Source organism: Candidatus Streptomyces philanthi, assembly GCF_059553635.1.
The window spans coordinates 1-2,497 of the sequence record NZ_JCANQV010000503.1 but is presented as its reverse complement, the minus strand read 5'-3'; the positions used below and the strand labels follow the sequence as shown (position 1 = coordinate 2,497).

Below are 2,497 nucleotides of genomic sequence, written 5' to 3'. Positions count from 1 at the left end.
GGGGGCTCCAGCGCCACCCGCGCGCGGGCCACCTGGAGGGACTCCATGGTGGCGTCATGGCGGATCTCGGCGTGGTTCCAGGCGCGTTCCGCGGGCTGCCACAGGGTGATGAGATGTCCGGTTCCGGTGCCGGTCGCCTCGGCCAGGGAGACCACCGCGCGCAGGGGCGGCAGCAGTTCGCCGTCGAGGCAGCGCCGCCAGGACTCCTCGTCGAGGCCGGTCCGTGCGGCGAGCGCGGGGACGGTCAGCCCGCCGCGCTCGACGATGTCCCGCAGCCGGGTGGTGAATTCCCTGATCTCCGGCGCGAGTTCCTCCGGCAGCTCCTTCCAGCGAGGCATGGCCTCTCCCTTTTCCCTCTCCCCTGATGGCGCGTCGCGCGCCGTGTGATCACCGTCCGTCCCCCGCGCTCAGGATGCCAGCTCCACGGCCGGCCGCGCACACGCCCGTCCGGGGCACGCCCCGCCCCAACGCGGGGGAACGGGAGGGATGTTGCGGGACGGAAGGGTCATCCCGTGCCGAAACACTCCAGGGTGCCGCCGTGCGCCGGAAGCAGGCAGATCCGGGCGGCCGTCCGGGGGCCGTGGCCCGCGGGTGTCATGGGGGTGGAGAGTTGACTTCCGCTCCCCGCCTTAAAAGGCGGGGATTCCTACCACGGTCGGCTGACCGTCTCGGTGGGTTCCTGCTTCACCGCGCTGTGCCGGTACGGGTACCGGTCTTACCTGCGCTCGACAGGCTGGCACCGCCAGTCCGGCGGCCTTGGCGACGTTGACCGCCGCGTTGATGTCGCGATCGAGGACGGACCCGCACGCCCCGCACTCCCAGATGCGGATGTGGAGGGGCTTGGGCCCGTCCTTGACGCCGCACACGCAGCAGACCTGTGAGGTCGGCTCGAACCGCCCGACGCGGTGGAAGGACCGGCCGGACTTCGCGGCCTTGTACTCCAGCATCGCGACGAACGCAGACCATCCGGCGTCGTGGACGGACTTGGCCAGGCGTGTACGGGCGAGTCCCTTGACCGCCAGGTCCTCCACGGCAATCGCTTGGTTCTCACGAATGATCCGTGTGGAGAGCTGGTGGTGGAACTCGCGCCGTGCGTCGGCGACCCGCGCGTGAGCACGGGCGACCTTGACGCGGGCCTTGGTCCTGTTGCTGCTTCCCTTGGCCTTGCGGCTCAGGCGCTTCTGTTCGCGCTTGAGCTTCTTCCCGGCCCGGCGCAGGAAGCGCGGGGCGTCGATCTTCGTGCCGTCGGAAAGGACGGCGAAGTGCCCGAGACCGAGGTCGATGCCGACGACCGGTTCCGCGTCGGGCAGCGTCTCGGGTTCGGTCCCGACGACGAAGGACGCGAAGTACCTGCCGGCCGCATCCTTGACCACCGTCACTGTGGACGGGACCGAGGGCAGGCCGCGGGACCACTTCACCCGCACATCGCCGATCTTCGGCAAGGACAGGTCCCCGCCGGTGGTGATCTTCCAGCGGGCGTTGACGGTGAACCGTACGGCCTGCCGGTTGTCCTTGCGGGACGTGAAGCGGGGTGCGCCCACGCGCGGGCGCTTCCCCTTCAGCCCGTCGAAGAAGTTCCGGTACGCCGCCTCCAGGTCCCTCAGGGACTGCTGCAGCACCACGACGGACACCTCGCCGAGCCAGGCGCGCTCGTCGGTCTTCTTCGCCTCGGTGATCAGCAGCTTGGACAGGTCCCCGGTCCTGGGGAACGCCTCGCCTGCGGCACGGGCGCTCTCGCGAGCGCGCAACGCGTCGTTGAACACGACGCGGGCGCACCCGAACGCCTGGGCCAGCGCGGAGCGCTGAGGACCGTTCGGGTACAGGCGGAAGCTGTACCTCAACTGCACACCAACCAGCGTACTACGGTTGGTTTATGGCCGAGTGTCAGAACATTCGAACTGGTCGTCACTGCGCTTTCGTCCTCCACGCCCACTTGGTTTTCGTGGCGAAGTACCGGCACAAGGTCTTCAAGGGCACGCACCTGACGCGCATGGAGGAGATCACGCGCGCCGTGCGCGAGGACTTCGAGTGCGAGCCGGTGGAGTTCAACGGCGAGAACAACCACGTCCACCCGCTGGTGAACTTCCCGCCGAAGGCGGCCCCGTCCAAGCTGGTCAACTCGCTGAAAGGCGTCAGCTCCCGCAGGCTCCGCCAGGAGTTTCCCGGCCTCGTCCGGCACTACTGGCAGGCTCAGCGGCTGTGATCCGGTTCCTACTTCGCCGGATCAGTCGGCGGCGCGCCACTGTCGATCGTCCGTCAGTACATCGAGCAGCAGAACCGTCCGCTCTAGCCAGCGGGTCAAAGCAGCGCTCAGAATCGCTTCACCTCCCCCGTAAACAGGGGAGCACTGCGATGAGTCCCGGTAGCCGTCGGCGGCGGCCCGGTCGGCGGTCGCGGCCCGGGTGGGGGCGCCCGGGACGCGCAGTTCGACGCGGTCGCCGACGCCGAGGCGCATCGCCCGCGCCCACACCGCGTCGCACGGCGCCAAGTAGCGCAG

Annotated in this window: 2 protein-coding genes and 2 pseudogenes; 1 reads left to right on the top strand and 3 read right to left on the bottom strand. The window is 69.4% G+C overall.

Annotation, left to right across the window (positions count from 1 at the left end):
- Both AC51EU_RS29540 and AC51EU_RS29535 read right to left on the bottom strand, forming a co-directional pair.
- A partial coding sequence (locus tag AC51EU_RS29540) for a helix-turn-helix domain-containing protein (RefSeq protein WP_496270160.1) occupies positions 1 to 338 on the bottom strand: 338 nt, incomplete at its 3' end.
- Positions 339 to 629: 291 nt separating this feature from the next.
- A complete protein-coding gene (locus AC51EU_RS29535) occupies positions 630 to 1,847 on the bottom strand; it encodes an RNA-guided endonuclease InsQ/TnpB family protein (RefSeq protein WP_496270159.1) in 1,218 nt (405 codons plus the stop codon).
- Positions 1,848 to 1,873: 26 nt separating this feature from the next.
- Here AC51EU_RS29535 and tnpA point away from each other — a divergent pair.
- Positions 1,874 to 2,290: pseudogene (gene tnpA, locus AC51EU_RS29530) on the top strand (IS200/IS605 family transposase).
- On the opposite strand, the pseudogene AC51EU_RS29525 reads toward tnpA, so the two are convergent.
- Positions 2,225 to 2,497, bottom strand: a pseudogene (locus AC51EU_RS29525) (hypothetical protein); the annotation flags it as partial. The pseudogenes tnpA and AC51EU_RS29525 overlap by 66 nt on opposite strands.